The 24,843-nt window shown below is 73.0% G+C and carries 16 protein-coding genes; 13 read left to right on the top strand and 3 right to left on the bottom strand.

What is annotated here, in order from left to right; translation table 11 throughout:
- The first annotated feature begins 2 nt into the window (after positions 1–2).
- The 9 genes from AB852_RS18160 (at position 3) to AB852_RS18120 (ending at position 15,895) form a co-directional block, all read left to right on the top strand.
- On the top strand, positions 3–1,952 hold the full coding sequence (locus AB852_RS18160; RefSeq protein WP_073789568.1) for a CRTAC1 family protein: 1,950 nt from the start codon (positions 3–5) through the stop codon (positions 1,950–1,952).
- Positions 1,949–2,950, top strand: a complete 1,002-nt coding sequence (locus AB852_RS18155) for an enediyne biosynthesis protein (RefSeq protein WP_073789565.1) — start codon at positions 1,949–1,951, stop codon at positions 2,948–2,950. The genes AB852_RS18160 and AB852_RS18155 overlap by 4 nt, the downstream gene beginning before the upstream one ends.
- Positions 2,947–8,799, top strand: a complete 5,853-nt coding sequence (locus AB852_RS18150; protein WP_143201250.1) for a type I polyketide synthase — start codon at positions 2,947–2,949, stop codon at positions 8,797–8,799. Before AB852_RS18155 ends, AB852_RS18150 begins: the two co-directional genes overlap by 4 nt.
- Positions 8,792–9,226: an acyl-CoA thioesterase gene (locus AB852_RS18145; protein WP_073789563.1), complete on the top strand. Its 435-nt coding sequence runs from the start codon at positions 8,792–8,794 to the stop codon at positions 9,224–9,226. The genes AB852_RS18150 and AB852_RS18145 overlap by 8 nt, the downstream gene beginning before the upstream one ends.
- Before the next feature lie 41 nt (positions 9,227–9,267).
- Complete coding sequence (locus tag AB852_RS18140) at positions 9,268–10,902, top strand: MFS transporter (RefSeq protein WP_079184727.1); 1,635 nt, start codon at positions 9,268–9,270, stop codon at positions 10,900–10,902.
- A 290-nt stretch (positions 10,903–11,192) separates the two neighbouring features.
- Positions 11,193–12,503 carry an ABC1 kinase family protein gene (locus AB852_RS18135; protein ID WP_079184726.1) on the top strand — a complete coding sequence of 437 codons (1,311 nt, stop codon included), beginning with the start codon at positions 11,193–11,195 and terminating at the stop codon, positions 12,501–12,503.
- 33 nt (positions 12,504–12,536) lie between these two features.
- Positions 12,537–13,805: a KR domain-containing protein gene (locus AB852_RS18130; RefSeq protein WP_073789558.1), complete on the top strand. Its 1,269-nt coding sequence runs from the start codon at positions 12,537–12,539 to the stop codon at positions 13,803–13,805.
- A 73-nt stretch (positions 13,806–13,878) separates the two neighbouring features.
- Positions 13,879–15,198 carry a HEAT repeat domain-containing protein gene (locus AB852_RS18125; RefSeq protein WP_079184725.1) on the top strand — a complete coding sequence of 440 codons (1,320 nt, stop codon included), beginning with the start codon at positions 13,879–13,881 and terminating at the stop codon, positions 15,196–15,198.
- Between the two features lie 43 nt (positions 15,199–15,241).
- Positions 15,242–15,895, top strand: a complete 654-nt coding sequence (locus tag AB852_RS18120) for a DUF6073 family protein (RefSeq protein ID WP_073789556.1) — start codon at positions 15,242–15,244, stop codon at positions 15,893–15,895.
- A 157-nt stretch (positions 15,896–16,052) separates the two neighbouring features.
- Here AB852_RS18120 and AB852_RS18115 read toward each other — a convergent pair whose 3' ends face one another.
- A complete protein-coding gene (locus tag AB852_RS18115; protein ID WP_073789554.1) occupies positions 16,053–17,117 on the bottom strand; it encodes a cobalamin-independent methionine synthase II family protein in 1,065 nt (354 codons plus the stop codon).
- Between the two features lie 560 nt (positions 17,118–17,677).
- Between AB852_RS18115 and AB852_RS18110 the strand changes: the two genes are divergently transcribed.
- The gene (locus tag AB852_RS18110) at positions 17,678–20,425 is read left to right on the top strand and encodes a hypothetical protein (protein ID WP_073789551.1); all 2,748 of its coding nucleotides are present in this window, start codon (positions 17,678–17,680) and stop codon (positions 20,423–20,425) included.
- 161 nt (positions 20,426–20,586) lie between these two features.
- A complete protein-coding gene (locus AB852_RS18105; protein ID WP_073789548.1) occupies positions 20,587–21,123 on the top strand; it encodes an RICIN domain-containing protein in 537 nt (178 codons plus the stop codon).
- A gap of 66 nt (positions 21,124–21,189) precedes the next feature.
- On the opposite strand, the gene AB852_RS18100 is transcribed toward AB852_RS18105, so the two are convergent.
- Positions 21,190–21,984 carry an alpha/beta fold hydrolase gene (locus tag AB852_RS18100; protein ID WP_073789545.1) on the bottom strand — a complete coding sequence of 265 codons (795 nt, stop codon included), beginning with the start codon at positions 21,982–21,984 and terminating at the stop codon, positions 21,190–21,192.
- A gap of 82 nt (positions 21,985–22,066) precedes the next feature.
- Here AB852_RS18100 and AB852_RS18095 point away from each other — a divergent pair, with 82 nt between their 5' ends.
- On the top strand, positions 22,067–22,717 hold the full coding sequence (locus AB852_RS18095) for a TetR/AcrR family transcriptional regulator (protein ID WP_073789542.1): 651 nt from the start codon (positions 22,067–22,069) through the stop codon (positions 22,715–22,717).
- 309 nt (positions 22,718–23,026) lie between these two features.
- On the top strand, positions 23,027–23,461 hold the full coding sequence (locus AB852_RS18090) for an ATP-binding protein (RefSeq protein WP_178391052.1): 435 nt from the start codon (positions 23,027–23,029) through the stop codon (positions 23,459–23,461).
- An 81-nt stretch (positions 23,462–23,542) separates the two neighbouring features.
- Here the strand turns inward: AB852_RS18090 and AB852_RS18085 are convergent, their stop codons facing one another.
- Complete coding sequence (locus AB852_RS18085; protein ID WP_079184791.1) at positions 23,543–24,817, bottom strand: serine hydrolase domain-containing protein; 1,275 nt, start codon at positions 24,815–24,817, stop codon at positions 23,543–23,545.
- Positions 24,818–24,843: the final 26 nt, after the last annotated feature.

The raw sequence follows: 24,843 nt of genomic DNA, 5'->3' as shown, positions 1-24,843 counted from the left end.
CCATGCCCGGAGACCGCTCCTCCCGCCTACGCAAGAGCATCCCCGTCCTGGTCGCCCTTGTCCTGATGACGACCACGATGGTCGCCGCACGCAAACCCGAACCGTCGCCCGGAGCCGTGACCAGAACCGCCGCCGACTACGCCTTCACCCGCCTGCCGATCGCCTACCCCCCGGGCTACCAGCCGGGCGAGCGGACCGTCCGGCCGGTGCACCCCGCCTACAGCAGGATCCAGTCGTGGATCTCGTCGGTGGGCGCGGGGATCGCCATGAACGACCTGGACGGCACCGGCTCGTCCGCGGACCTGTGCGTCGTGGACTCCCGTACCGACAAGGTGGTGGTTACACCGGTCCCGGGGACGGGCACGCGCTACACCCCCTTCGTGCTGGACCCCGCGCCGCTGCCCATGGACTCCGTGATGGCGCCCATGGGCTGCGTCCCGGGCGACTACGACGAGGACGGGCGGATGGATCTGCTCGTCTACTACTGGGGCCGTACCCCGGTCCTGTTCCTGCGCGACGGCTCACGGACCCCGCTGTCCCACCGCTCGTACACCCCGCGTGAACTCGTACCGGCCGAGGGGCCGGCGGGCGGCACCTACCGGGGCCCGCGCTGGAACTCCAACGCCGTGTCCGTCGCGGACTTCGACGGCGACAGCCACCCGGACATCTTCGTCGGCAACTACTTCCCCGACTCCAGGATCCTGGACCCCGAGGGCACCGACGACGTCGTCATGCAGCACTCCATGTCCCACGCCCGGAACGCGGGAGGCGGGCATCTGCTGCGCCGCACCGCGGCCGGGGCCCGCTACACGGAGGTGCCGGGCGCCCTGCCGCGCGGCCAGGCGAAGGGCTGGACGCTGGCCGCCGCCGCCGCGGACATCGACGGGGACCTGCTGCCCGAGCTGTACATCGGCAACGACTTCGGCCCCGACCATCTGCTGCGCAACGACTCGTCGCCGGGCCGGATCGCCTTCACGGCGGTGCACGGGCGCCGGGGCCCGACGACCCCCAAGTCGAAGGCGCTCGGCAACGACTCCTTCAAGGGGATGGGCGTCGACTTCGCCGATCTGCGCGGCAGGGGACGCTTCGACATCTTCGTCTCGAACATCACGACGTCCTTCGGGCTCCAGGAGAGCAACTTCGCGTTCCTCAACGACGCCTCCGGACCCGAGGCGGCCCGGCGCGCGTTGAAGGACGGCCGTGCCCCGTTCACGGACCGCAGCGCGGACCTCGGGGTGGCGTGGAGCGGCTGGAGCTGGGATGCCAAGGCCGCCGACTTCGCCGGTGGCGGGCTGCCCGCGATCGTACAGACCAACGGCTTCGTGCGGGGCGACACCAACCGCTGGCCCGAGCTCCAGGAACTGGCCATGGCCAACGACGAACTGCTCAGGTTCCCCCAGGTCTGGCCGGATTTCGAACCCGGCGACGATCTGTCGGGCCGTCAGCCGCTGTCCTTCTGGGCACCCGACGGCAAGGGCGGGTACATAGACATCGCGGAGCGTCTCGGTATCGACGAGTCGATCCCCAGCCGGGGCGTCGCCCTCGGGCACTCCCGGCCCGGCGGCGGTCCAGGACTCGCCGTCGCCCGGCAGTGGGGCGCGCCCGTCTACTACCGCAACGACGCTCCGGCCGCCGACCGGCGGATCACCCTGGACCTGCGCAAGCCGGTCCGCGGGGACCGAGCGCCGTCCGGCGGCACACCGGCCGTCGGCGCCCAGGCCCGGATCACCGTCGACGGACGGACCACCCTGCACCAGGTCGACGGCGGCAGCGGCCACTCCGGCAAACGTGACTTCCTCCTGTCCGGCGGACTCGGCGACAGCGCGTCCGCCCACGTGGAGATCCGGTGGCTCGACACGACGGGCACCCCGCGACGGCAGTCGCTCACGCTGAACGCCGGACGGCACACGCTCCTGCTCGACGCCCGCGCCACGGAGGTGACCAAGCGATGACCCATCTCGCCCGGCCCCAGCAGGACATACCCGACCGGACGCGTCCCGGTGCCGACCGGGAAGCACCGCCCGGGACGGAGAAGAAACGTCCCCTCCCCGATCCCCGCTATGTGGCCCTGCGCAACTTCGCCCTGTCGATCTCGGTACTCAACATCCTCGGCTACACCGTGCTGGGCTTCGAACAGCCGTGGCTCTGGCCGCTGGCGGCGGTCGCCGCCGCCTACGCGACGGAGATCCTGCTGGAGTGGCTCACCGCCTGGAGCGAGCGGCGGCCCACGCGCTTCGGCGGGGGGTTCCGGGCGCTCTACGAGTTCCTGCTGCCCGCCCACATCACCGCGCTCGCGTGCAACATGCTGCTCTACGCCAACGACCACATCCTGCCGATGCTGTGCGCCGTGGTGATCGGCGTCGCCCAGAAGACCGTGCTGCGGGCGCCGGTGAAGGGCCGGATGCGGCACTTCATGAACCCGTCGAACTTCGGGATCACCGTCGTGCTGCTCGCCTACAGCTGGATCGCCATCGCGCCGCCCTACCACTTCACCGAGCACCTCAACGCGTACGGGAGCTGGGGGCTGCCCGCCGTGATCCTGATCGCCGGGACCCTGCTGAACGCCAAGCTGACCCGCAAACTGCCCCTGATCGCGGGGTGGGTGGGGGCGTTCGTCCTCCAGGCCGTGGCCCGCTGGCTGTTCCTGGACAGCAGTCTGGTGTCGGCGCTCTCGGTGATGAGCGGGGTGGCGTTCATCCTGTTCACCAACTACATGATCACCGACCCGGGCACCACCCCGTTCCGGCCCCGGGACCAGGTGGTCTTCGGGGCGAGCGTGGGTGTCGTGTACGGACTGCTCATCCTCGCGCACATCCCGTACACGCTGTTCTTCGCGGTGAGCCTGGTGTGCGCGGTACGCGGCGCGGGCTGGTGGGCCGCGCACGCGCTGACCGTGCTCCGCCGTCCGGCGCTCCCCTCGGGCGCGCCCGCCGCCGGGGCCGGCGCGTGAACGCGGCGCCGCGGATCAGCGTGGTCGGGATGGCCTGCCGCTATCCGGACGCGGACGATCCGGACCAGCTCTGGGAGAACGTCCTGGCGGGCCGCCGGGCCTTCCGGCCCATCCCGCCGGAGCGGCTCGACACCGCGGACTACCTCCCCGGGGCAGCGGGCGCCGACTCGTTCGCGCTGACGCATGCCGCGCTCCTGGAGGGATTCACCTTCGACCGGGCGGACTTCGGGATCGCGGGCACCACGTTCCGCACCACCGACACCGTGCACTGGCTCGCGCTGGACACCGCGCGCCGCGCGCTGCTCGACGCCGGTCTGCGGCAGGGCCGGGGGCTGCCGCGGGCGTCGACCGCGGTGGTCCTCGGCAACTCCCTCACCGGGGACAGCAGCCGGGCCAACTCGCTGAGGCTGCGCTATCCGTACGTCCGGCGGATCGTCGCACGACTGCTCGACGAGCGGGGCATGGGCCTGCGGGAGTCGGCCGAACTGCTCAGGGAACTGGAGCACCGGTTCAAGGCGCCGTTCCCCGAACCCGACGAGGACACCCTCGCGGGTGGGCTGGCCAATACCGTGGCCGGACGGATCTGCAACCACTTCGATCTGCGGGGCGGCGGGTTCACCGTGGACGGCGCGTGCGCGTCGTCGCTCCTCGCGGTCGCGGACGGCTGCCGGATGCTGGCCTCCGGTGAGGCCGACGCGGCGATCGTCGGCGGGGTCGACCTCAGCATCGATCCGTTCGAGCTGATCGGTTTCGCCCGTACCGGGGCGCTCGCCACCGACGAGATGCTGGTGTACGACCGGGCGTCGCGGGGCTTTCTGCCCGGCGAGGGCTGCGGGGTCCTGGTGCTGATGCGCGAGCGGGACGCCGACGCCGCCGGTCTTGAGGGCCGCGCCGTGCTGACGGGGTGGGGGGTCTCCAGCGACGGCGCGGGCAGCATCACCCGCCCCACGGCCGAGGGGCATCTGCTGGCCGTCCACCGGGCCTACACACTGGCCGGGTACGCGCCCGGGTCCGTCGGCTGCTTCGAGGGGCACGGGACGGGCACCAAGGTCGGTGACACCACGGAACTGGGCGCCCTGTCCACCGCGCACGGCACGGACGGGCCGCCCGCGGTCATCGGCTCGGTCAAGGCCAACATCGGTCACACCAAGGCCGCCGCGGGGGTCGCGGGACTCATCAAGGCGGTCCAGGCGGTACGGCACCGCGTGCTGCCGCCCGCGACCGGGGTGCGGCTGCCCCATCCGCTGCTGACCGCGCGGGGCCGGTCGCTGCGGCTCGCGGAGCGGCCGGAGGAGTTCCCCGCGGGCCCGGTCCGGGCCGGGGTCTCCGCCATGGGTTTCGGGGGGATCAACACCCATGTCGCCGTCGAGGCGGCCGGGCCGCGTCCGGCGGCCCGTACGGTGATGCCGCTCGCGGCCCGTACCCCCCAGACGTCCGAACTGCTGGTGCTCGCCGCGGCGGACGGCCCGGCGCTGCGGGAGCGGTGTCTGCGGCTCGCCGCCCTGACCGCGCGGATGTCGTACGCGGAACTCACCGATCTCGCCGCCACCCTGGCCGCCGGGCACAGCGGCCCGGCGCACGGGGCGCGGGGCGCCGTCGTCGCGGCCACCCCCCGGGAGGCGGGCGCCCGGCTGACCCGGCTCGCGGACCTCGCCGTCTCCGGGGCCGGTCAGGTCGTGGACCCGTCGGGCGGGGTGTTCCTCGGCCAGGGCTCCGGACGGCCACGGATCACCCTGCTGCTGCCCGGCCAGGGCGCCCGCGGCGCGGGACAGGCGTTCCGGGCGCGTTTCGACCGGGTGTGGGCCGAGGTCGCGGCCCTCGGCGGGGCCGGTGTCCAGGACGGCGCGGACACCCGGGTGGCACAGCCGCGCATCGTGTCCGCGTCCCTGGCCGCGCTGCGGGTGCTGACCGGGGTGGGGGTCGAGGCGGACACCGCGATCGGGCACAGCCTCGGGGAACTGACCGCGCTGCACTGGGCGGGGAGCTTCGACGCCGCGACCCTGCTGCGGCTCGTCGGGCACCGCGCGGAGCTCATGGCCGCGGCGCCCGGGGGCGCGGGCGCGATGACCGCGCTGGACGCGGCGGCCGACCGGGTGGAGGAGTGGGCCAAGGGCACCGGGGCGGTGGTGGCGGCGCTGAACGGGCCCCGGCAGACCGTGGTGTCCGGGCCGCCGCCGGAGGTCGCGGCCGTCACGGCCGCGGCGCGGCGGGAGGGGGTGGACGCCACCGCGCTCCAGGTGTCGCACGCGTTCCACTCACCGCAGATGGCCGGGGCCGCGCGGGCCCTCCCGGACGCGCTGGCCGGCGAGCCGGTCGGTCCTGCGCTGCGGCCGGTCGTCTCCACCGTCACGGGGCGGCTGCTGGGACCCGGCGACGATCTCTCCGCCCTGCTCGCCCGGCAGTTGGTCTCCCCCGTGCTGTTCGCGCGGGCGGTGGGCGCGGTGGCCGACACCACCGAACTGTTCGTCGAGGCGGGTCCCGGCCACTCCCTCGCGGCGTTCGCCGCGGCATGCGCCCCCGGGGTGCCGGTGGTCAGCGTCGCCACGGACGCCGCCTCCGTACGGGGGCTGCTGGACGTGGTGGCCGCGGCCCACGCGCTCGGTGCCCCGGTACGGCCGCGGGTCCTGTTCGACGACCGGCTGACCCGGCCGTTCCCCCTCGACCGGACGTTCCGGTTCCTGACCAACCCCTGCGAGGAGGTACCGCCCGCCCCCGCCGACCATGAGCCCCCGCCGAGCGCCGCGGACGGCACGCCCGGGAAGGCCGAGGGCCCGGCGGCCGGGATCGCGGACGCCCCCGCCGACGCGCTCACCGCGCTGCGGGCGCGTGTCGCGGAGCGGGCGGAGCTGCCGGTGGCGGCGATCGGCCCGGAGCTGGCGCTCCTCGACGACCTCCATCTGAGCTCCATCACGGTCGGTCAGATCGTGGCGCGCACGGCGGCGGACATCGGTGTGGATCCGCCGGTGGAGATGACCCCGATGGCCACGGCGACGGTCGGCGAGATCGCCGCGCTGCTCTCCGCCGGGCCGGAGCGCGCCGACGAGGCCGCCTCCGCGCCGGTCCCCGGGGTGGGTTCCTGGGTACGCGGGTACCGGATGGACTGGGCGGCGGACCCGCTGCCCGCCACCGGCCCGGACACGGAACCGGACACCGCGCCCACCGGTACCGAAGGCTGGCAGGTCGTCGCGGACCCGCGCGACGCGTTGGCCGGTGTGCTGCCGGCCGCGCTGGCCCGGGTGTCCCGGTCCGGCGGCACCCTGCTGTGCCTGCCCGCGCGCGCCGGCGCCGGGACGGCCGGACTGCTCCTGGCCGCGGCCGGCGCGGTCAAGGACGACGGTCTGCTGGTCGTGGTCCAGCGCGGCCCGGTGGGCGGCGGCTTCGTCAAGTCGCTGCACCTCGAACGTCCGGCCACCACCGTGTGTCTGATCACCGTCCCCGGGATCCCGGACGGCGAGCTGCGCGGGGAGCGGTGGGTGTCGCGGCTCGCGGCCGAGACCGCGGCGGCGCGGGGCTTCACCGAGGCGCGCTATCGCGCCGACGGCACCCGGCTGACCCCCGCGCTGGCCCCGGTCCCGCTCCCGGCCGCGCCGGGGCCCGCGCTCAGCGCCGACGATGTCGTCCTCGTCACCGGGGGCGGCCGGGGGATCACCGCCGAGTGCGCCCGGATGCTGGCCGCGGGGAGCGGCGGAGCCCGGATCGCCGTCCTGGGACGTACCCGGCCCGAGGACGACGAATCGCTGCGGGAGAACCTCGCCCGGCTCGGCCCGGACGTGCGGTACACGAGCGCCGATGTCACCGACCCCGAGGCCGTCAGGTCCGCCGTCCGCGGCATCCGGGCCGCCCTCGGTCCGGTCACCGTGGTGGTGCACGGCGCGGGACGCAATGTGCCGACCGCGCTGCGGTATCTGGACGAGGAGGAGTTCGACGCCACCGTCCGCCCGAAGGTGGACGGACTGCGGCTGGTCCTGGACGCCCTCGGCGACCGGGCCCCGCGGCTGCTGCTCGCCTTCGGCAGTGTCATCGGCCGTTCCGGGCTGCGCGGTGAGGCGCACTACGCCGCCGCGAACGAGTGGCTGCGCGCCTTCGTCGACGACTACCGCCGTGACCGGCCCGGCTGCCGGGGCCTGACCCTGGAGTGGTCGGTGTGGTCCGGCACCGGGATGGGCGACCGGCTGGGGGTCCTCGACTCGCTCGCGCGGCAGGGCGTCAGCCCGCTCACCGTGGACGACGGACTCGATGCCCTGGGCCGGGTGCTGGCCGATCCGGCGCTGGCAGGTCCGGTGATCCTCGCTTCCCGGACCGGCACCCCGGCGACCCTCGCGTACCGGGACCGGACCGAGCGGGACGGACGGTTCGCGGAGCGTGTGCTGGTGGACTGCCCCGGCGCCGAACTGATCACCGAGGCGGAACTGTCCCTGGGCACCGACCCGTACCTCCAGGACCATGTGCTGGAGGGCCAGGCGCTGCTGCCGGGGGTGATGGCCCTGGAGGCGATGGCCCAGACGGCGACCGCGGTCCGCGGGCCGTCCCGGGTCACGGCGCTGACCGATGTCGTGTTCCACCGGGCGGTCACGGTCGCCGAGCGCGGCACCACGGTCCTGCGCATCGCGGCGCTCGCCCGGCACGACGGCACGGTCGACGTGGTGATCCGCGGCGACGGGACGGGGTTCGCGGTCGACCATATGAGCGGCACGGTCCAGTTGAGCGGGACCGGCGATCCGGCCGCCGTCGCGGAACCGGAACCGGCGCCCGTACGGGAGATGCCGGCCGGCCCGGTCTCCGACGGCCGCGGACCGGCGCTGGACCCGGGGCGCGATCTGTACGGCGGCCCGCTGTTCCAGAGCGGCCGCTTCCGGCGGGTGCTGCGGTACCGGGAGATCGCCGCCCGCGGTTGTGCCGCGGTGATCTCCACGGCGGACGACGGCGACTGGTTCGGGATGTTCCACCCGCGGACGCTCGTGCTCGGTGACCCGGGCGCGCGGGACGCCTTCCTGCACGCCGTGCAGGTCTGTGTGCCCCATCGGACGCTGCTGCCCGTCTCGGTGGGCCGGATCACCTTCGGGCGGACCGCCCGGGCGGCGGGAGAACTGCTGCTGACGGCGAGGGAGACGGCGCACGACGGCGACGAGTTCGTCTACCGGCTCACCGTCACCGACAGCTCGGGCCGGGTGGTCGAGCGCTGGGACGACCTGGTGCTGCACGCCGTCCGCGCACCGCGTCGCGCCGGAGGCCCGCGGCCCTGGCCCGCCGCGCTGCTGCCCCCGCTGCTCACCAGGGCGTGGGGGCCCGCCGGGCCCGGTCCACGGGTCCTGGTGGAGCGCACGGGGGGCCCGGGCCGGGGTAGTTCACGGGATGTCCTCGCCCGGCTCACCGGGGGCGGCCTCCCCGGTACCCGCCGCCCGGACGGCAGGCCGGACCCCGAGGACGGCGGCCCGCACGTCAGCGCGTCCCACGGCGCCGGACTCACCCTCGCGCTCGCGGCGGACCGACCGGTGGGCTGCGACATCGAGGAGGTCGCCCACCGGGACGAGCCGGACTGGGCCGGGCTGCTGGGCCCGGGCGGCACGGCGCTGGCCGCCGCCCTGGTCACGGCCGGCTGGCCCGCCGCCGCGCTGCCCGCCGACCACGCGCGGACGGCCGTCTGGGCGGTGGCCGAGGCCCTGCAGAAGGCCGGTGGCGGTCGCGGCGACCGCCCCCATCTGCGGCGGGTCCGCGACGACGGCGGCGCCGAGTTCACGGCGGGCCGGTTCACGGCTCTCGCCTATCCGGTCGTCACCAGGACCGGGCCGGACGGGACGGTGCCCTGTGTGGTCGCCGTCGCTCATGAGGAAAGGGAGGGTCATGCCTGATTTCTTCGAGTACCGGCACATCGTGGGCTTCGAGGACACCAACCTCGTCGGCAATGTCTACTTCGCCCACTACGTGTCCTGGCAGGGGCGCTGCCGGGAGAGCTTCCTGAAGGAGCACGCGCCCACGGTGCTCGACGAACTGCGTGCGGGACTGAGGCTGTTCACCGTGAGCTGCCGTTGCGAGTACTTCCGGGAGCTGACCGCCTTCGACACCGTCGCCGTCCGGTTGCGGCTGGATGAACTCCTCAGCACCCAGGTCGGCTTCAGCTTCGACTACGTCCTTCTCGACGCGGAGGGCGAACACCTGGTGGCACGTGGTACCCAGCGGGTGGCCTGTCTGCGCAGCGACGGCCGGGAGACGGTACCCGTACCGGTGCCCGCCGCGCTGCGCGCCGCCCTGGAGCCGTTCCGCCGGATACCGGCGTGAGGGGCCCCCGCAGGTCAGGGAGCATCACCTTCCGCCGGCCGGTGGTCTTCTGGACCGGGACGGCCCTGGGCACCCTGGGTGCCGCACTGCATCTGCCCATGTACATCGAGGCGCGGTCCATGCATTACCACATGGCCGGGATGCGCCCCGACGCCACGATGAACATCGGTATGGCCGTGATCGTCCTCGGGGTCGGGCTGGTCCTGTGGGGTCTGCTGCCGCCGCGCCGGGAGAAGCCGGCCCCCGCCGACCTGCGCATCCGTCCGCTGGACGACTCACGGCTGCGCCCCGCGCACATGGGTCTGATCATCGTGCTGACGCTCGCCGTCACCATCGACGTGATGAAACCGACCACCCTCTCCTTCGTCGCACCGGGGATGGCCGCCGAGTACCACCTCACCTCGCCGCTGCACCCCGACGGAGGTCTCCCGGTGGCGCTGCTGCCGTTCTTCGGACTTCTGGGCACGGTGGTGGGCTCGCTGCTGTGGGGCACCCTCGCGGACCGCATCGGGCGGCGTCCGGCCATCCTCTTCGCGGGCGTGCTGTTCATCACCACGTCGGTCTGCGGGGCGATGCCCTCGTTCACCGGGAACCTGGTGATGTGCTTCTTCATGGGTGTCAGCGCGGGCGGCATGCTGCCGGTGACCTTCACCCTGCTGGCGGAGACGGTGCCCACCCGTCACCGCGGCTGGCTGCTCGTCCTCATCGGCGGGAACGCCGCCCTCGCCTACGCGATCACCAGTCAGCTCGCGGAGTCCCTGATGCCGCAGTACGGCTGGCGCATCCTGTGGCTGGTCGGCATGCCCACCGGGGTACTCCTGCTCCTGCTCAACCGGTGGATACCGGAGTCCCCCCGCTATCTGCTGCTGGCGGGCCGCGCCGACGAGGCCCGCGCGGTGATGGAGCGGTTCGGATCGGCGGCCGTCACCCCGGCGCGGACCGGGCCACCGGCCGGGCCGCGCACGGCGGAGCCCGGACCGCGTACGGAGTCCGGTACGAGGGCGGCGCCGGGGAGCGCGGCGGGAACCGGATCGCGAGCGGGGGCCGGCCACCAGGGCGGGCCGCTGCTGCTGGCCGGACTGCTGCTGCTGGCGCTCAGCGTCGGCATCGTCACCTACGGCTTCCAGTTGTGGGTACCGACCGACCTCCAGCGCATGGGCATCAAGGACATGGACGCCGACCGCATCCTGCGCAACGCGGCGCTGTTCGGACTGCCGCTGAACGTCGTGGCCGCGCTGGCCTACGGGTTCTGGAGTTCGAAGTGGACAGCCGTGGGACTGAGCGCCCTGACGGTGGTGCCGCTGGTCTGCTTCACCGTGCTCGGTGACGGGGTCGCCGACCGGCGCGGACTGCTGATGGCCCTGCTGGCGGTACCCATCGCCAGCATCTACGCCCTGGGGGCGATCACGATCGCCTACGCCGCGGAGATCTTCCCCACCGCCCGCCGCGGGGGCGCCACCGGACGGGTCGCCGGTCTCACCAAGTTCGGCGGGGTGGCGATGCTGGTGCTCACCCTGCTGTCCCTCACCGCACCGGAGTTGGGGGTCACGGCGGCGGCGGGCGCGATCCCCCTGGCCGCCGCCGTGCTGCTGCTGGCGGTGGCGGGGGTGGAGACCCGGCACCGCGCGATCGACGAACCCCTCGACGTACGACCCCGCCCGGTCGAAGTGCCGTAGTCCCGCCGCTCCCGGGAGCGGGCGGACGGCCGGACGGTGTCGTACGGGTCCCTGGCCGGCCGCTCCCGAACGCGCGGACGCCCTGGCCGTTCCGCTGGGCCGACCGGGGGACCCGCTCTGCCGGGTGCGCCGGAGGGGCCAGGCCGGGATCGGCCCACGAACAAACAACGACTATACGATTCTTAAGCTTCACCCTCGTGCCAACGCCCCCGCGCGGACCGGTCGGACGAGTTCCGGCCCGGTCCGCGCTGGAGCACCTGTCCGACGCCGGAACCAGCCGAGGAGACACGATGGCCGTGCACACCCCGTCCGGAGCGCAAGCCGACGCGGCGCCGCCAGGGCCCTCCCCTGTCGGCTGGCCCCGTCGGTCCGGCCGCCTGCTGTCCCTCACCGCGGTGGCCGCGCGGCATCTCGCCGCCGGGGCCGCCGACCGGCTGGCCCGCCCCGGGCGACGGGGCCGGCCGCCGGAGCGGCTGCCCCGGCTCCTCGGCGACCTGGGCCCCACCTATGTCAAGGGCGCCCAACTCCTCAGCACCCGCGCGGATCTGCTGTCCCCGGCGGTCTGCGACGCGCTGGGACGGCTGCACGACCGGGTCCCCGGGATGAGCGCGGCGCAACTGGACCGCGCCCTGTCCGAGGCGTACCCGGACGGCTCCGCATGGCCGTTCCGGACGTTCGACCGGACGGCCGTCGCCGGGGGCAGCATCGCCTGTGTGTACCGGGCGGCCCTGCTGGACGGCACCGACGTGGCCGTGAAGCTGCTGCGGCCGGGGGTGCGCCGGGCGATGGAGACCGACTTCGCGCTGCTGGCGTCCGGCGCGCGCCTGGCCGAACGGCTGCCGCCGCTGCGCGGGGTCCCGGCCCGCAGGGTGGTGCGGCAACTCGGCGACGCGCTGCTGCGCCAGGTCGACCTCGCACGGGAGGCGGACTCCCTGGCCCTGCTGCGGGCCAACCTCGCCGATCTGCCGTTCGTGCGGGTGCCCGCGCCGTTCCCCGCCGCCGCGGGTCCGGGCGCGCTGGTGATGGAGTACGTCGAGCGTCTCGAACGCTTCGCCCCGGGCGACTTCGGCAAGGAGGAACGCAGACAGATCGTCAGGAATGTGCTCCGGTGCGTGTACCGGATGCTGTTCATCGACGGTCTCGTCCACTGCGACATGCATCCGGGCAATCTGTATCTCGGCCCGGACGGCTCCGTGGTGCTTCTCGACGCCGGGTTCGTGGTCCGGCTGGAGCCCCGGGTGCGGCTGCTGTTCGCCCGGTTCTTCATGAACCTCTCGCTCGGCCGGGCGGCGGAGGCGGCCGAGTCGGTGCTGCGGAGCGCCGAGCACGTACCGGCCGGCTGCGACCTCGACGCGTTCCGGGCCGAGATCGGCGCCCTGGTGGAGGAGAGCGCCGGGCGGACGGCCGGCCAGTTCAGGCTCGCGCCGTTCGCGACCAGGCTGTTCGACATCCAGCGCCGCAGCGGGGTGGCGGCGGCCCCAGAGTTCGTCTTCCCGCTGATGTCGCTGCTGGTGCTCGAAGGCATGATCAACGACTTCGACGTGGACGTCGACTTCCAGGGCGAGGCCATCCCCACCCTGCTCGCCGCCCTGAACGGCTGACGACCGCCCGCCGATCCCGGAAGAGGCACCGCGATGGACGAACTCGCCGTACACCGGTACGCGCCGGGACCCCGGGCCCGGCTGGGCAGCGGTCCGCCCCGCTCCTGGTCCGTGCTCGGGGAACCCTCCACCGCCGCCGAGCGGATGCACCGGGCCCGGGTGAGCGGCGCCGCGCCGGCCGTCGCCGTCGTGCTCGGCGAGCACTACGGGCGGCACGCGGACCGCGCGCTGCTCCAGGGGCTCGCCCTGCGCCGGACGCACGGCTGGCCCCTGGTCCTGGTGCACCGGGGCGCGGGTGGCGGGAGCCTGTTGCGGGCCGTGGCGCTGGAGGAACCCGGCCCGCCGCTGGCCACGGTGGAACTTACGTGCGCCGGGGCCGAGGCGACAGTGGCCGAGGTCGCCCGTGCGGCGCTCGGCGACACCCGCTGGCCGGACCCGCCGGGAAGCCGCCGGGACGTACTGGCCGGCGCGGACGGGCGCACAGCCTTCGCCCACTGGCGGCCGTCGGCGCTCCCCCGCGGCGCGACCGCCGAGGGACCCGTGCTGATCACCGGCGGACTCGGGGGCCTCGGACTGCGGATCGCGGCGGTGCTGGCGGCGGCCGGTGCCGACGACATCACCCTGCTCGACGTGACGCCCCCGGGCGCGCTGCCCCGCGCGGACGCCGCGGTGCTGGGAAGGCTGCGGGCCCGGGTCCCGGGACTGCGAGTGCTGACCGCCGACGTGACCGATCGCGCGGCGGTGGCCCGGACGCTGGCCGGGGCACGGCCGGTGACCGTGGTGCACTGCGCGGGCCGGGTCGCCGGGGCCCCGGTGAGCGACTGCGCGCCCGGTGATCTCGCGGCACTGCGCGGGCCGAAGGCCACCGGGCTGTCCCATGTCCTCGCCGCGGTACGGCACTCGTCGTTGCGCGCCCTGCTGTGTTTCGGCTCGGTGACGTCCCACCGCGCGCACCGGATGATGGGGGGATACGGGCTCGCCAACGAGATCCTGCGCAGAAGGGCGCTGGCCGTCGCCCCCCGGCTCCCCGGCTGCGCCGTGGTGGTGGCCGAGTGGTCGCTGTGGAGCGGTGCGGGGCAGGCCCATCGGATGGGTGTGGTCGCCGGGGCGGCCCGTCAGGGCATGGCCCCCATACCGCTGCGGACGGGGCTGGACGCGGTGACCCGGCTGCTGGCGTGGCCCCGGGGTCCGGAGCACGCCGCCGCCCTGCTGCTCACTCCCGTCGCTTACGGCGCTCTGCCCACGGCGGTGGTCGACGAGGGCGACACGGCGGGGCACTCCGGCAGGCGTGCCAATCTCTGAGAAGCGCTCCCCACCTTCCCTCACTTAATTTGTCTATAACGACCAGCCGACTACATGGTAGGGAAGGACTGGTATGGCCATCGACTTGCGCCGAAAGTCACCGGCAGATCTGGCGGAGGGCCGGGCGAACGGCTGGGCCGATACGGTCGAGGACCCGGTACTGCTGGAGGACCTCGGCACCGAACAACGCGAAGCGCTGAACTTCGCCTACCGGACCACGCTCAGCAATGTGGACCCCCGGTTCGTCGCCGGTGACCCCGCCGCGTGGGCGAGCGACTTCGGGTACGCCCTGGACCGGGTGGCGATCCGACTGGACAACCGCAGCAACGAGGAGCTGCGCCGTGCGGCCCTCCAGCACGCCGACCCCGCGATGCGGGAGCAGGCGCTGTTCGAGTACGCGGACCGTGACCACGCGGACGCGATCGAGCTGCTGACCCAGGCGATCAGGCAGGACACCGACCGTCAGGTCCGCTGGGACGCGCTGTGGGCGGTCGAGAAGCTGGGCGGCCCCGAAGCCATCGCGGCGCTGCGGCAGTTCCTCGACGACCCCGACCCGGAGATCGCGGAGTGGTCGAAGCTGTTCATCAGCGAGTTGCAGACCGGTGACCCGGCCTTCGACGACCGTGAAGGCAGCTTCACCCCCGGCCGGACGTTCGACGAGACGATCTTCCTGCTGATCCACTGCGATCTGTATGTGCGGCTCGACCCGTCGAACCAGCACTGGGGCAAGATCTCCCTGGCCCCGCAGGGTCTGGCGCGCATCTACGGGCAGGCGCACGCGTGCCCGAACGTCGCCACGCGTGAGAAGCAACTGGTCATCGCGAAGACGATCGAGGGGCTGCACGCCGACGGCACCCCGCACGTGGACAACTATCTGTTCCGCGGGTTCACCGAGCGCAGCCGGCGGGACCGCGGCAACTTCTTCTTCGAGTCGCTGGTGCCCCGGCCGTTCTTCAAGTCCGGCCGCGCCGACGACCCGTCGGAAGGTGTCCGGGAGGCGAACATCGGCTTCGCCCGGTACGGGACCTGGCATCTCGACCCCAAGTTCCAGGTGCGCGGCGAGGCCGCCATCCGGTACGTACGCGGTCGCTTCCAGGGCTGGGGGCACGTCAATCTCTCCCGGATCGCCGGGCGCTCGCTGGAAGAGATCCTGGTCCCGGGCAACGGCGTCCTGTCGACCCTGCACGACGAGGAGGTCGGTCCGATGACCAACGCCTTCATCCTCGGCACGTTCAAGGGCAAGCTCAACGACTGGGACGGCGACGGGGTCATCGACCTCAACTCCCGGGACGTGTACTCGACGGCCGATGGGGACATCGACACCGATCAGGACGGGATCCCCGACCAGGCCGGACTCACCTGCTGCGACTGGACCACCCAGCAACTTCCGTGAGCGGCCGCCGGTTGCCACCTCCCAACGACGAAAGGCAATTGAGATGACCGACTCGTCATCCCGGCCCACCACCGTGTACGGCCGTCCGGTCACCACGGACGGTGTTCCCAACCTGTACGAGGGCACCGCGGTGGCCCCGTGGACACCTCCGGCGCCCGGTATCGACAATCTGGGCATCACCTCGGTCGACACCTTCGCCGTCCCGGGTGTCGGTGAGTACACCGTCGACTTCAGCGGCTATGTCCGGGTGGTGCGGTCCGAACCGACCTCCGAGGAATGGTCCAGCGCCGAGGTCTACACCAACCTGATCGAGATGAAGATGGTCGGTGAGTGCGCCGAACTCGGGCGCATCACCGTCACCCTCAACCCGGACTGCCTGTCGACGGGCCAGATCCGTACCCCGTTCGACCCCTACGCGGGTGAGGGTCCGGCCGCCAAGGCGTGCCGGATGGCGGTGGGAGCCATCTTCGACATGCCGAAGCTCGGTCTGCGGCTGGCGAACAAGGAACCCATCATCCTCACCATCGACGATGTGCGGCAGATCCCGCCCGCCGGTTCCCCCGGCAAGGGCCAGATCTACCGGATGCTGCCGCTGCACGACGTCCAGCGGCTCGACGACTCCCCGGTGGCCTATGTGACCAGCCTGCGCTTCACCATGGGCGGGTACACCACGGTGGAGGCCATGGCCGCACGGTGACGGCCGCCCGCGTCAAGGGGCGGGCAGGGGCCGGCTCCCGGCCTCTGCCCGCCGGGGCGCCCGGGCCTCCCTCCGCCCGGCGCCCATACCGCGGGCGGCACCAGGGTGCCGGACCCCGGCCCGGGTTCCGGCACCCCGTCGCGGGTGCGCTACCGCTTCAGAGTCCGAGGGCCTCGGCGGCCAGGGCGGTCCCCCGTACCCGCGCGTCGATCTTCGCGAAGGCCACGTCGCGCGAGGTGGACGTGTCGTCGGCGAACGGCGAGAAGCCGCAGTCGTCGCAGGTGCCCAACTGCTCCACCGGGAGGTGACGGGCCGCGAGCAGCACCCGGTCACGTACTTCCTCCGGGGTCTCCACCCTGGGGTCGATCGGATCGGTCACGCCCACGAACACCCGCACACCGGGCGGCAGATGCTCGGCGATGATGCCGAGGACGCGTTCGGGGTCGGGCTCGCTGGCGAGCTGGACGTAGAAGTTGCCCGCCTTCAGCTGGAAGAGCTTCGGCAGCAGGCCCGCGTAGTCGACATCGAGGCTGTGGGTGGAGTCGAGGTCGCCGCCGGGGCAGGTGTGCACCCCGATCCGGGCCCGGTCGGCCTCGTCGAACCGGCCGAGGACCTCATTGTTCAGGGCGATGAAGCCGTCGAGCAGGGCGCCGCCCGGGTCCAGCTTGAGTGCCAGACGGCCTTCGGTGAAGTCGAGCTGCACCACATGCGCGCCCGCTTCCAGACAGCCGCGGATGTCGGCCTCGGCCTCGTCGGCCAGATCGCTCAGGAACGCCTCGCGGGAGTATCCGTCGATGGCGTCGGCCGGGTACAGCAGGCTGAGCGCCGAAGGCGCGATGACCGCCTGCTTGAGGGGACGGCCGGTGTGCCGCCGGGCGTCACGCAGATACGAGTCCGCGCGGACCTGGTAGCGGAAGGGGCCCTCGGTCAGATGCGGCAGCTGCCGGACATGGCCGTCGGCGAAGGGGAGGGTGACGCCGTGCGGGTCGAGGGTGGCCAGACCCGCGACCGGGTAGGTGGCGAAGCTCGGCTTGGACTGCTCGCCGTCGACCAGGACCGGGCAGCCGAGCGCCTCCAGACGGGCGAGCGTGTCCACCGTCGCCCGCTGCTGAAGCTCCGTCAACTTCCCTTCGCTTAGGCGTCCTTGGGCGTGCTCACCGAGCGCCTCCTGGAGGGCGCGGGGCCGGGGGATGCTGCCGACAGGTTCTGTGGGGATGCTCATGCGCGGACCATAGGAAGCCTCCCTCCTCCCACGCAAGGCAGCGTGACCGGGTCGAGCGGTCGTACTCCCGGGCGGCGGTCCGGGGCGGGCGGACCTCCGGACGCCGTATCGCCCCAGGTCACCGAGTTCCTCGCGGCGCGACCGCCCGCCGGTACGCACCGTGGACCGGCCCGCGCGGCGAACCATGGGCCTTGGCGGGTTCACCGGTTCTGAGTACTTCCCCCGGTGCCGGACGGCGGCGGAGCGTGGCCCCGGATCGGAACCGACGACAGCTCCGCCGCAGCACCGACGCCACCCACGGGGAGCCCGCGCGCCGCGCGTCCGGACCGGGCGGCGCCGGCGTTCACGCCAAAGCCCGGCGGGGGCGTGCGCGGGCGGCGGCGGGGTGGCACCCCGGTTCCTCGTCGCAGGTGGGAGGTCCGGGCGCGGTGACACGGGGACGCCACAGAAATCGGACATCTCTTCTTGTTGTGGGGTATTCGGGGTGGTGCGGCGCTGCCAGAATCCCGCTCCGGCTGGGGCTTCCCCGGGCTTCAGGGCCTTCGAGAGGAGAGCGTGTCATGGGGTTCATGCGGTTCAGGACGACGGGCTACAACTGGGTGCAGGCGTATCCGGCGGGCGGTGAGTGGCGGCTGCTGTTCGGGCGGGGCAAGGAGGGTGCCCTGGTCAGCGAGCAGCGCTTGCTGAGCCAGGAGTGGCTCAGCACGATCGTGCCGAAGCTGGTCCACGCCCAGGGGCTGTACGCGAGTGACTGCGCGCTGCTGCTGTCCCGTCCCGGGGAGTCCCTGCGGAGCCTGTTCCTCCGGGGCGACACCTATGAGTGGTTCGACTGGGAGCAGGGGAGGGTCCTGAGCGAGGGGCCGTGGGCCGGGCTGGAGAACTGGGGCGCCGCGCTCCCGGCCGGGTGGCGTTCGCAGATCGACGCCCTGTTCCCGGCGCCCGACGCGGCGGGCGGGGCGCGGCAGACGTACTTCTTCAAGGGGAACCGGGTCCTCACCCTGAACTCGTCCACCGGGGTGGTGCGCGAGGCGCTGATCACCGACGGTCCGGACGCGTCGGACTGTGCGGGCTGGGCGCGGTTACCGGAGGAGTTCCGCCAGGACCTGGATCATGTCGCGGCGTACAAGGCGGCGTCCGACGGGACCCGGCAGAGTCTGCTGATCAAGGGCACCCAGGGTGTTCTGCTGAACTGGAGGACCGGGTTACTGGCCTCCGGCGCTCTCGACCGCCTCGGGATACCCGGCCTGGCGGCGCTCCCGGAGCGGTTCCGCGTTCCCTACCGTCCGGTCACCGGTCGCTGGACCGGTGCCGTCGGCAACCAGCGGATCGAGCTCCGGGTCGATCTGGAGGGCGAGCGTCCGCTGGGCGTCGTCAGCGGTGATCTGTTCACCGGCGACACCTGGACCGACTCCTTCCGCACCAGCGGCACTCTGATCGTCACACCGAGTGTCAACAGGTTCACCCTCATCCAGTCGGGTCTGTCCTGGGCGAACAACTCACCGCTGACCGACCTCTTCCTCACGCTCCCCCGGACCGCCGTGACCAGCCCCGAAGGCAGCAACGCCAGCCTGATCCTCCACGGCGCCGGCGCCGGCCAGGAACTGAACCTCGGCTGCTACTACGCCGGTCCGGCGCTGCGGTCGGTGGAGATGGAGACCGACGCCCTGGCGGGCACCCAGGTCTTCCAGCAGTACGACACCTCCCGGGGCAATGCCCCGCGGGGCTACCGCCACCGGAGCCTGACCGTCGCCTCCGCCTACGCCGAGGCGGGCGTCGAGCTGAAGAACGCGGGGCAGGTCAATGTGGTCGCCAATACCTCGGGCGACGACCTGCGGTGGTCGGAGGCGGAGCTGCATGCCGCGATGACGGCCAACTTCAGTCTGCACCGCGAGGTGGAGCAGTGGAAGATCTGGACCTTCGTCGCCACCCGCTACACCCTCGACGGTGCCGCCGGGCTCATGTTCGACCAGATGGGCAGGGAACGTCAGGGCATGGTCGTCTTCCACGACACCCTGCGGGACTACGGTCTCATCGGCGACTCCATGGAGCTGTTCTGCTACGTCCACGAACTCGGGCATGTCTTCAACATGCTCCACGCCTGGGAGAAGAACATTGCCAAACCGCCCGCCCCGCTGGGGCCGAACAGCGGCTTCGGCGAACTGTCGTGGATGAACTACCCGCAGGCGTACAACAACGGTGACCGGGCCGGAGGACAGCACTTCTGGCAGGACTTCCCCTACCAGTTCAGCGACAACGAACTGCGCCATCTGCGCCACGGCTACTACCGTCATATCGTCCCCGGCGGTGACAACGCCCTCACCAACGCCGCCCTTGACCTCAGCGCCACCGCACAGGCGTTCATCCTCCCGTCGGCCGGTGAGGACCCGGGGCTCTCCCTCTCCCTCGGGGGGAAGCAGGTCTTCGGCTACGGCGAACCGGTCATGGCCGAACTCCGGCTCTCCCGTACCGGTGTGACCGGGGACGCGACAGTGGCCGCGAGCATCGGCCCGAAGGGCGAACGCACCACCATCGTGATCAGCGACCCCTACGGCCGTACCCGCGCCTTCCGCCCCGTCGCCCGCGCCTGCACCGGCCACGGCGACGCCGAACGGACGGTCACCCTCACCGAGGACCGGCCGTCGGTGTACGAGACCGCCTACCTCGGCTACGGCAGCGACGGACTGTACTTCGCCGAACCCGGTACCTACCGGGTCACCGCCGTCCACACCGGACTCGACGGCGCCCGCACCGTCTCCGCCACCCGCACCCTCCGGGTCCGGACCCCGCTGGACCGCGCGGACCAGGAGGTCGGTGAACTCCTCACCGGCGACCAACAGGGCACCCTGCTCGCCTTCCTCGGCTCCGACGCCCCCCATCTCACCAGCGGCAACGACGCCCTCCAGGAACTGATCGAACGCCACGGCGACCACCCGCTCGCCGCCTACGCCCGCCTCGCACACGGCGCCAACGCCGGACGCCACTTCCAGACCATCGGTGACGGACAACTCCATGTCCGCCAACCCGACATCACCACATCGGTCACCCAGCTCACCGAGGCCATCGCCACGTCGCGCACCGACCAGGACACCGGACTCGACAACCTCACCCTCAACGCCGCCCTGCGCCGTCTCGCCACCGTCCACGCCAAGGCCGGTGACCTCGAACGCGCCGACGCCACCCTCGACACCCTCGTCACCCACTTCCACGACCAGGGCGTCCCGGCCCACGTCGAGCAGCGCATCCAGCAGCAGGCCGACGAGACCCGCACCCGGATCCACCAAGCGGCCGGAGAACCCACGGCTCCCTGAACCGGCAAGGCACCCGCCCCGGCAGCGGGGCCGTCACCCGAACGGCTGAGGTGACGGCCTCGGCTGTTTCCCTCGGTCTCCGCTGGCAAGCCATCAGCTTGCCAGCGGGGCGGGCATGTCACGGCGCCCCGTCCGAGACGCAGAGGAACCGAGGTGTCGTCATGCGCACACGTCACAAGGCGCTGACCGCTCTGGCCGTACTGGCCGCCGCCCTGGGCGCCGTCACCGGTCCGGCTGCCCTGGCCGCGCCCGAAGCCGCGGCGCCCGCCGAGCCGCCGGGCACCCAGGTCTCCATCGAGACCTTCGCCGCCAAATGCCTCGATGTGCGGACCCCGGACAGCGGCGCGCCGCTCGTCCAGGCCGACTGCGACAACACCTCCCGTACCCAGCGGTTCTGGGTGAACACCGTCGCCGGGGGTGTGGAGATCCGCACCGCCGACAACCTGTGTCTCGATCTGGAGGCCGCGAAGCGCGGCAACGGGACACGGATCATCCAGTACCCCTGCGGAACGCTTCCCAGGTTCTCCCAGACCTTCCTCACCTTCCCGGCCGCCGGGGACGCGACCCTGTCCACGATCCACACCATCGACCTCAGGTGCTTCGACGTCGCGAACGCCGACGAGGCGGCCGGCGCGGGCATCATCCAGTTCACGTGCAGCGGCGACTCCAACCAGAGCTTCAGGCTCCGCGAGGTCTAGCCGGGCTGTCGCGCCAGGCCGGGGGCGTGACCTGACACCGGCAGGCGGCGATCGCTCCGGTCCGCGTCAGCGTTCCAGGTGGTCCAGGAAGTCCGTGATGAGCGCCAGCCATGCTTCGGGGCGCTCGGCGAAGGGCAGATGGCCGGTCGGTATCCCGACGAGCCGGGCCCCGGGGATCCCCTCGGCCACCTCGTGGTGCAGCTCGGGACCGACCATGAAGTCCTCGGTCGTGGAGATCACGAGGACCGGCACCGCGATCCGGGCCAGATCCTCGCGGACGTCGGTCCGGACGACCAGGTCGGCGTGATCGCCGCCGCCCGGCGGGAGGGATCGCGCGGTCTCCCTCACCAGGGCGTCGAGCTCGTCCGAGCTCATGGCCGCCAGCGCCGACGTGCCGAGCGCCAGAGGTGTGAGGTAGCGGGCCAGCGGCACATGGGCGCCGGAGGTGTGGAGGTGCCGCCAGCGTTCGGCGAGACGGCGCAGCGCGGCGTCGGGCCGGGCCACCGGAGCGGTCAGCACCAGGGCGGTGACCCGCTCCGGGTGCCGGACGGCGGCCCGTATCGCGACGGCGGTACCCAGGGAGTAGCCGACGACCGCGAAGGTCTCCAGCCCCTCGGCGACCGCGGCGGCCACCAGCTGGTCGGCCAGCCCGTCCAGGGTGAGGGGTGCGGCCGAACGGGGGGTGGCCCCGGTACCGGGGTAGTCGGCACCGACGACGGTGCGGTTCGCGGCGAGCCCGTCGAGGATCGGTCCGTAGTTGCCCGCGACGCTTCCGCCCGCGCCGTGGGCGAGGAGCAGCCCCGGCCCGGCACCTTGGACGCTGCGGGCGAAAACCGGTACGGGCAGCGCGATTTCGGGCACGGGGATCTCCTCAGATGTTCTGTAGCGATCACTAGCAATCCGACGGTAGCAGGTTTCTTAGCGAGCGCTATAAAATGCCTCCATGACGAAGACCGGAGGCCGCCCCAGGAGCTTCGACCGTGAGGTCGCCCTGGAGCGCGCGCTCACCGAGTTCTGGCTGCACGGCTACGAGGCCACCTCGATCGCCGCGCTCACCGCGGCGATGGGGATCAACGCACCCAGCCTGTACGGAGCCTTCGGGGACAAGCGGAGGCTCTTCCGTGAGGCGATCGGCCGGTACCGGGTGACCTACGGCGCGTTCGGTGGACGGGCGCTGGCGGAGGAGACGACGGCGTTCCTGGCGATCCGGCGGGTGCTGCGCGAGGCCGCCCACGAGTACACCGACCCGGGCCATCCGCCCGGCTGCATGATCATCACCGCCGCGACCAACTGCACCCCGGCGGCCGACGAGGTCAAGGCCGAACTGCGCGCCCTGCGCGAAGCGGGCAGGGACGCGCTCCAGGAGAGGATCGCCGCCGACGCGCGGGCCGGGCGCCTGGCCCCCTCGGTCGATGTCCCCGCGCTCGCCATGTTCTACGCGGCCACGCTTCAGGGCATGTCCACCCAGGCGTGCGACGGTGTCGGCCGCGAAGCCCTGGAACGGGTCGCCGACATCGCCATGACCGCCTGGCCCGACGGGGCCGGGACCGACCGGGCCGGGACCGGTACCGACCGGGGCGGTGCGGTGCGGTAGCGGTCCGGGGGCAATGGTGGGGCGCGGCGGCGGTACCGGGGCGGCGCGGGGTACCAGGGGCGCGGCGGCAATGCCGGTGCTGGGCGGTGCCGGGGCGGGGCGGTGGCAGGGCTGGGCCGGTGCCGACGCGCGGTCGGCGGGGCCGGGGCGGGGCGGCACCCGGTCCCGGAACGGTGCGGTGGCGGTACCGGGCGGGGGGTCCCACCTGGGGTGGAGGGCGTGGGGGCGCCCTGCCGTCGGTGGGGCGGGGGCACCCCGTACCATTTCCTTGGTTGACGGCAGAACCATTCTCGCCCGATCGGATTCGCCTTGTACGAGCATTCCGCTCCCGCCTCCTGGCGTATCGCGTTGCCGCATTCCGCGGCCGCGGTGCCGGTGGCACGTGCGCTCGTACGGACCGCGCTCGCGGACATCGAGCACGCCGCCGACTGCGACACCGCGGAACTCCTCACGGCGGAGCTGGTGGCGAACGCCGTGGAACACACCTCGGGCGACGACCCGATAGAGCTGGTGGTCGAGCTGCGGTCGGGCGGCTGTCAGGTCGAGGTGCACGATCCCGACCCGTGTCCGCCGGGCAGTCTCACCCGGCCCGATCCGGCGGGACCGCCGGACCCCTGGCAGGAGCACGGACGGGGACTGCTGCTGATCCGCGCGCTGAGCTCGTCCTGCGGGCACCGCCCCACCGAGTCCGGCAAGGCGGTGTGGTTCACGCTGCCCGCGCTCCCCCGCCCGCGGCCCGCCTGACGCGACGGCCCCCGCCGCGGGACGACCGGCCCGGAACCGCGACGCGCCGTCGCCGGTGCGCCACCCGAGGTCGCCGGTGCGTCACCCGAGGCAGTCCCGGACGGCCTTGACCAGGTTCGCCGCCCGGGGGTCGTCCGGCCGGAAGTTCCAGAGGTTGGTGACATAGCCGAAACCGACACCGGCGTCGGGGTCCGCGAAGCCGATCGATCCGCCGGAGCCCGGGTGGCCGAACGACCCCGGCCCGAGCATCGGCATCGGCGGGCAGGCCCGCCAGAACCCGAGCGACATGTTGAAGGAGCGTTCCGCCGGGATGTCGAGCCCCGGCGGCAGCCCGTGCATCCGGGTGCCGCCGGTCTGGACGGCCGTCGCCCGCTCGACCGCCGGCGGATCGAGCAGCCGGACACCGTCCACGTCGCTCACCGTGGCGGCGTACATCCGGGCCACCGAGCGCGCGTCCGAGAGCATGTTGGCCGCCGGGAACTCCGCCGCGCGCCAGGCCCGGGTGGTGTAGTAGTCGGAGGTGTTGTCCAGCGCGCCACCGAGCTCGCCGCTGCGGGCCTGGACCGAGTCGGCGCCCCACACGGCCTCGACCCACGCGACGACCGTGTCCGGGTCCAGCCCGGTCGCCGCGGCCATCCCGGCGATCAGCTCCTCCAGACCGAACGGCGCGGCGGCCGCGATCCGGGCCACCCGGTCCTCCTGCTCCTCGGGCAGCCCGATCCAGGCGCTCAGTCCGAGCGGGGCGGCCACCTCCTCGGCGAAGAACGTACCGAGCGACCTGCCGGAGATCCGGCGCACGACCTCGCCGACCAGGAACCCGTACGTGACGCTGTGGTAGACGTGCTCCGTACCCGGCCGCCACAGCGGCTCCTGCGTTTCGAGCGCGCGGATCACCGGGTCCCAGTCGCATGCCTGCTCGAACGTCAGCGGTCCGTCGACGAGCGGCAGTCCGGCCTGGTGCGACAGCAGCCAGCGCACCGATATCCGTTCCTTGCCCGCGGCACCGAACTCCGGCCAGTACCGGACCACCGGGGCGTCCAGATCCAGCTCACCGCGCTGCGCCAGCATATGGGCGCAGATCGCGGTGGCACCCTTCGTCGTGGACGCCACCTGGACGATGGTGTCCCCGCGCCACGGCCGGTTCGCCTCGCGGTCGGCGAGGCCGCCCCACAGATCGACGACGGGCCGCCCGCCCACGTAGACACCACAGGCCGCACCGACCTCGCCGGGCTCCCCCGCGAAGTTCGCGCGGAACACGTCGGCGACCTTCCCCCAGCCGTCCTCGACCCCGTGCTCGGCCACCCCGTACCCGGCGTCCTCGCTCAGCGCGGGGGTCCCGTTCGTCGTGTTCTCCATGCTGTGTCCTCTCCGGCGCGGTGACG

It is taken from the genome of Streptomyces uncialis, from assembly GCF_001905345.1.
GTDB classification, from domain to species: domain Bacteria; phylum Actinomycetota; class Actinomycetes; order Streptomycetales; family Streptomycetaceae; genus Streptomyces; species Streptomyces uncialis.
Note: the sequence above shows the minus strand (reverse complement) of the source record. Positions and strands in the feature narration are given on the sequence as shown.

Excerpts from the sequence above, each read along its gene's own strand:
- AB852_RS18120 (WP_073789556.1), top strand. The coding sequence starts at position 15,242 with ATGACCGACTCGTCATCCCGGCCCACCACCGTGTACGGCCGTCCGGTC.
- AB852_RS18125 (WP_079184725.1), top strand. The coding sequence starts at position 13,879 with ATGGCCATCGACTTGCGCCGAAAGTCACCGGCAGATCTGGCGGAGGGC.
- AB852_RS18115 (WP_073789554.1), bottom strand. The coding sequence starts at position 17,117 with ATGAGCATCCCCACAGAACCTGTCGGCAGCATCCCCCGGCCCCGCGCC.
- AB852_RS18145 (WP_073789563.1), top strand. The coding sequence starts at position 8,792 with ATGCCTGATTTCTTCGAGTACCGGCACATCGTGGGCTTCGAGGACACC.
- AB852_RS18160 (WP_073789568.1), top strand. The coding sequence starts at position 3 with ATGCCCGGAGACCGCTCCTCCCGCCTACGCAAGAGCATCCCCGTCCTG.
- AB852_RS18135 (WP_079184726.1), top strand. The coding sequence starts at position 11,193 with ATGGCCGTGCACACCCCGTCCGGAGCGCAAGCCGACGCGGCGCCGCCA.
- AB852_RS18110 (WP_073789551.1), top strand. The coding sequence starts at position 17,678 with ATGGGGTTCATGCGGTTCAGGACGACGGGCTACAACTGGGTGCAGGCG.
- AB852_RS18130 (WP_073789558.1), top strand. The coding sequence starts at position 12,537 with ATGGACGAACTCGCCGTACACCGGTACGCGCCGGGACCCCGGGCCCGG.
- AB852_RS18155 (WP_073789565.1), top strand. The coding sequence starts at position 1,949 with ATGACCCATCTCGCCCGGCCCCAGCAGGACATACCCGACCGGACGCGT.
- AB852_RS18105 (WP_073789548.1), top strand. The coding sequence starts at position 20,587 with ATGCGCACACGTCACAAGGCGCTGACCGCTCTGGCCGTACTGGCCGCC.
- AB852_RS18095 (WP_073789542.1), top strand. The coding sequence starts at position 22,067 with ATGACGAAGACCGGAGGCCGCCCCAGGAGCTTCGACCGTGAGGTCGCC.
- AB852_RS18085 (WP_079184791.1), bottom strand. The coding sequence starts at position 24,817 with ATGGAGAACACGACGAACGGGACCCCCGCGCTGAGCGAGGACGCCGGG.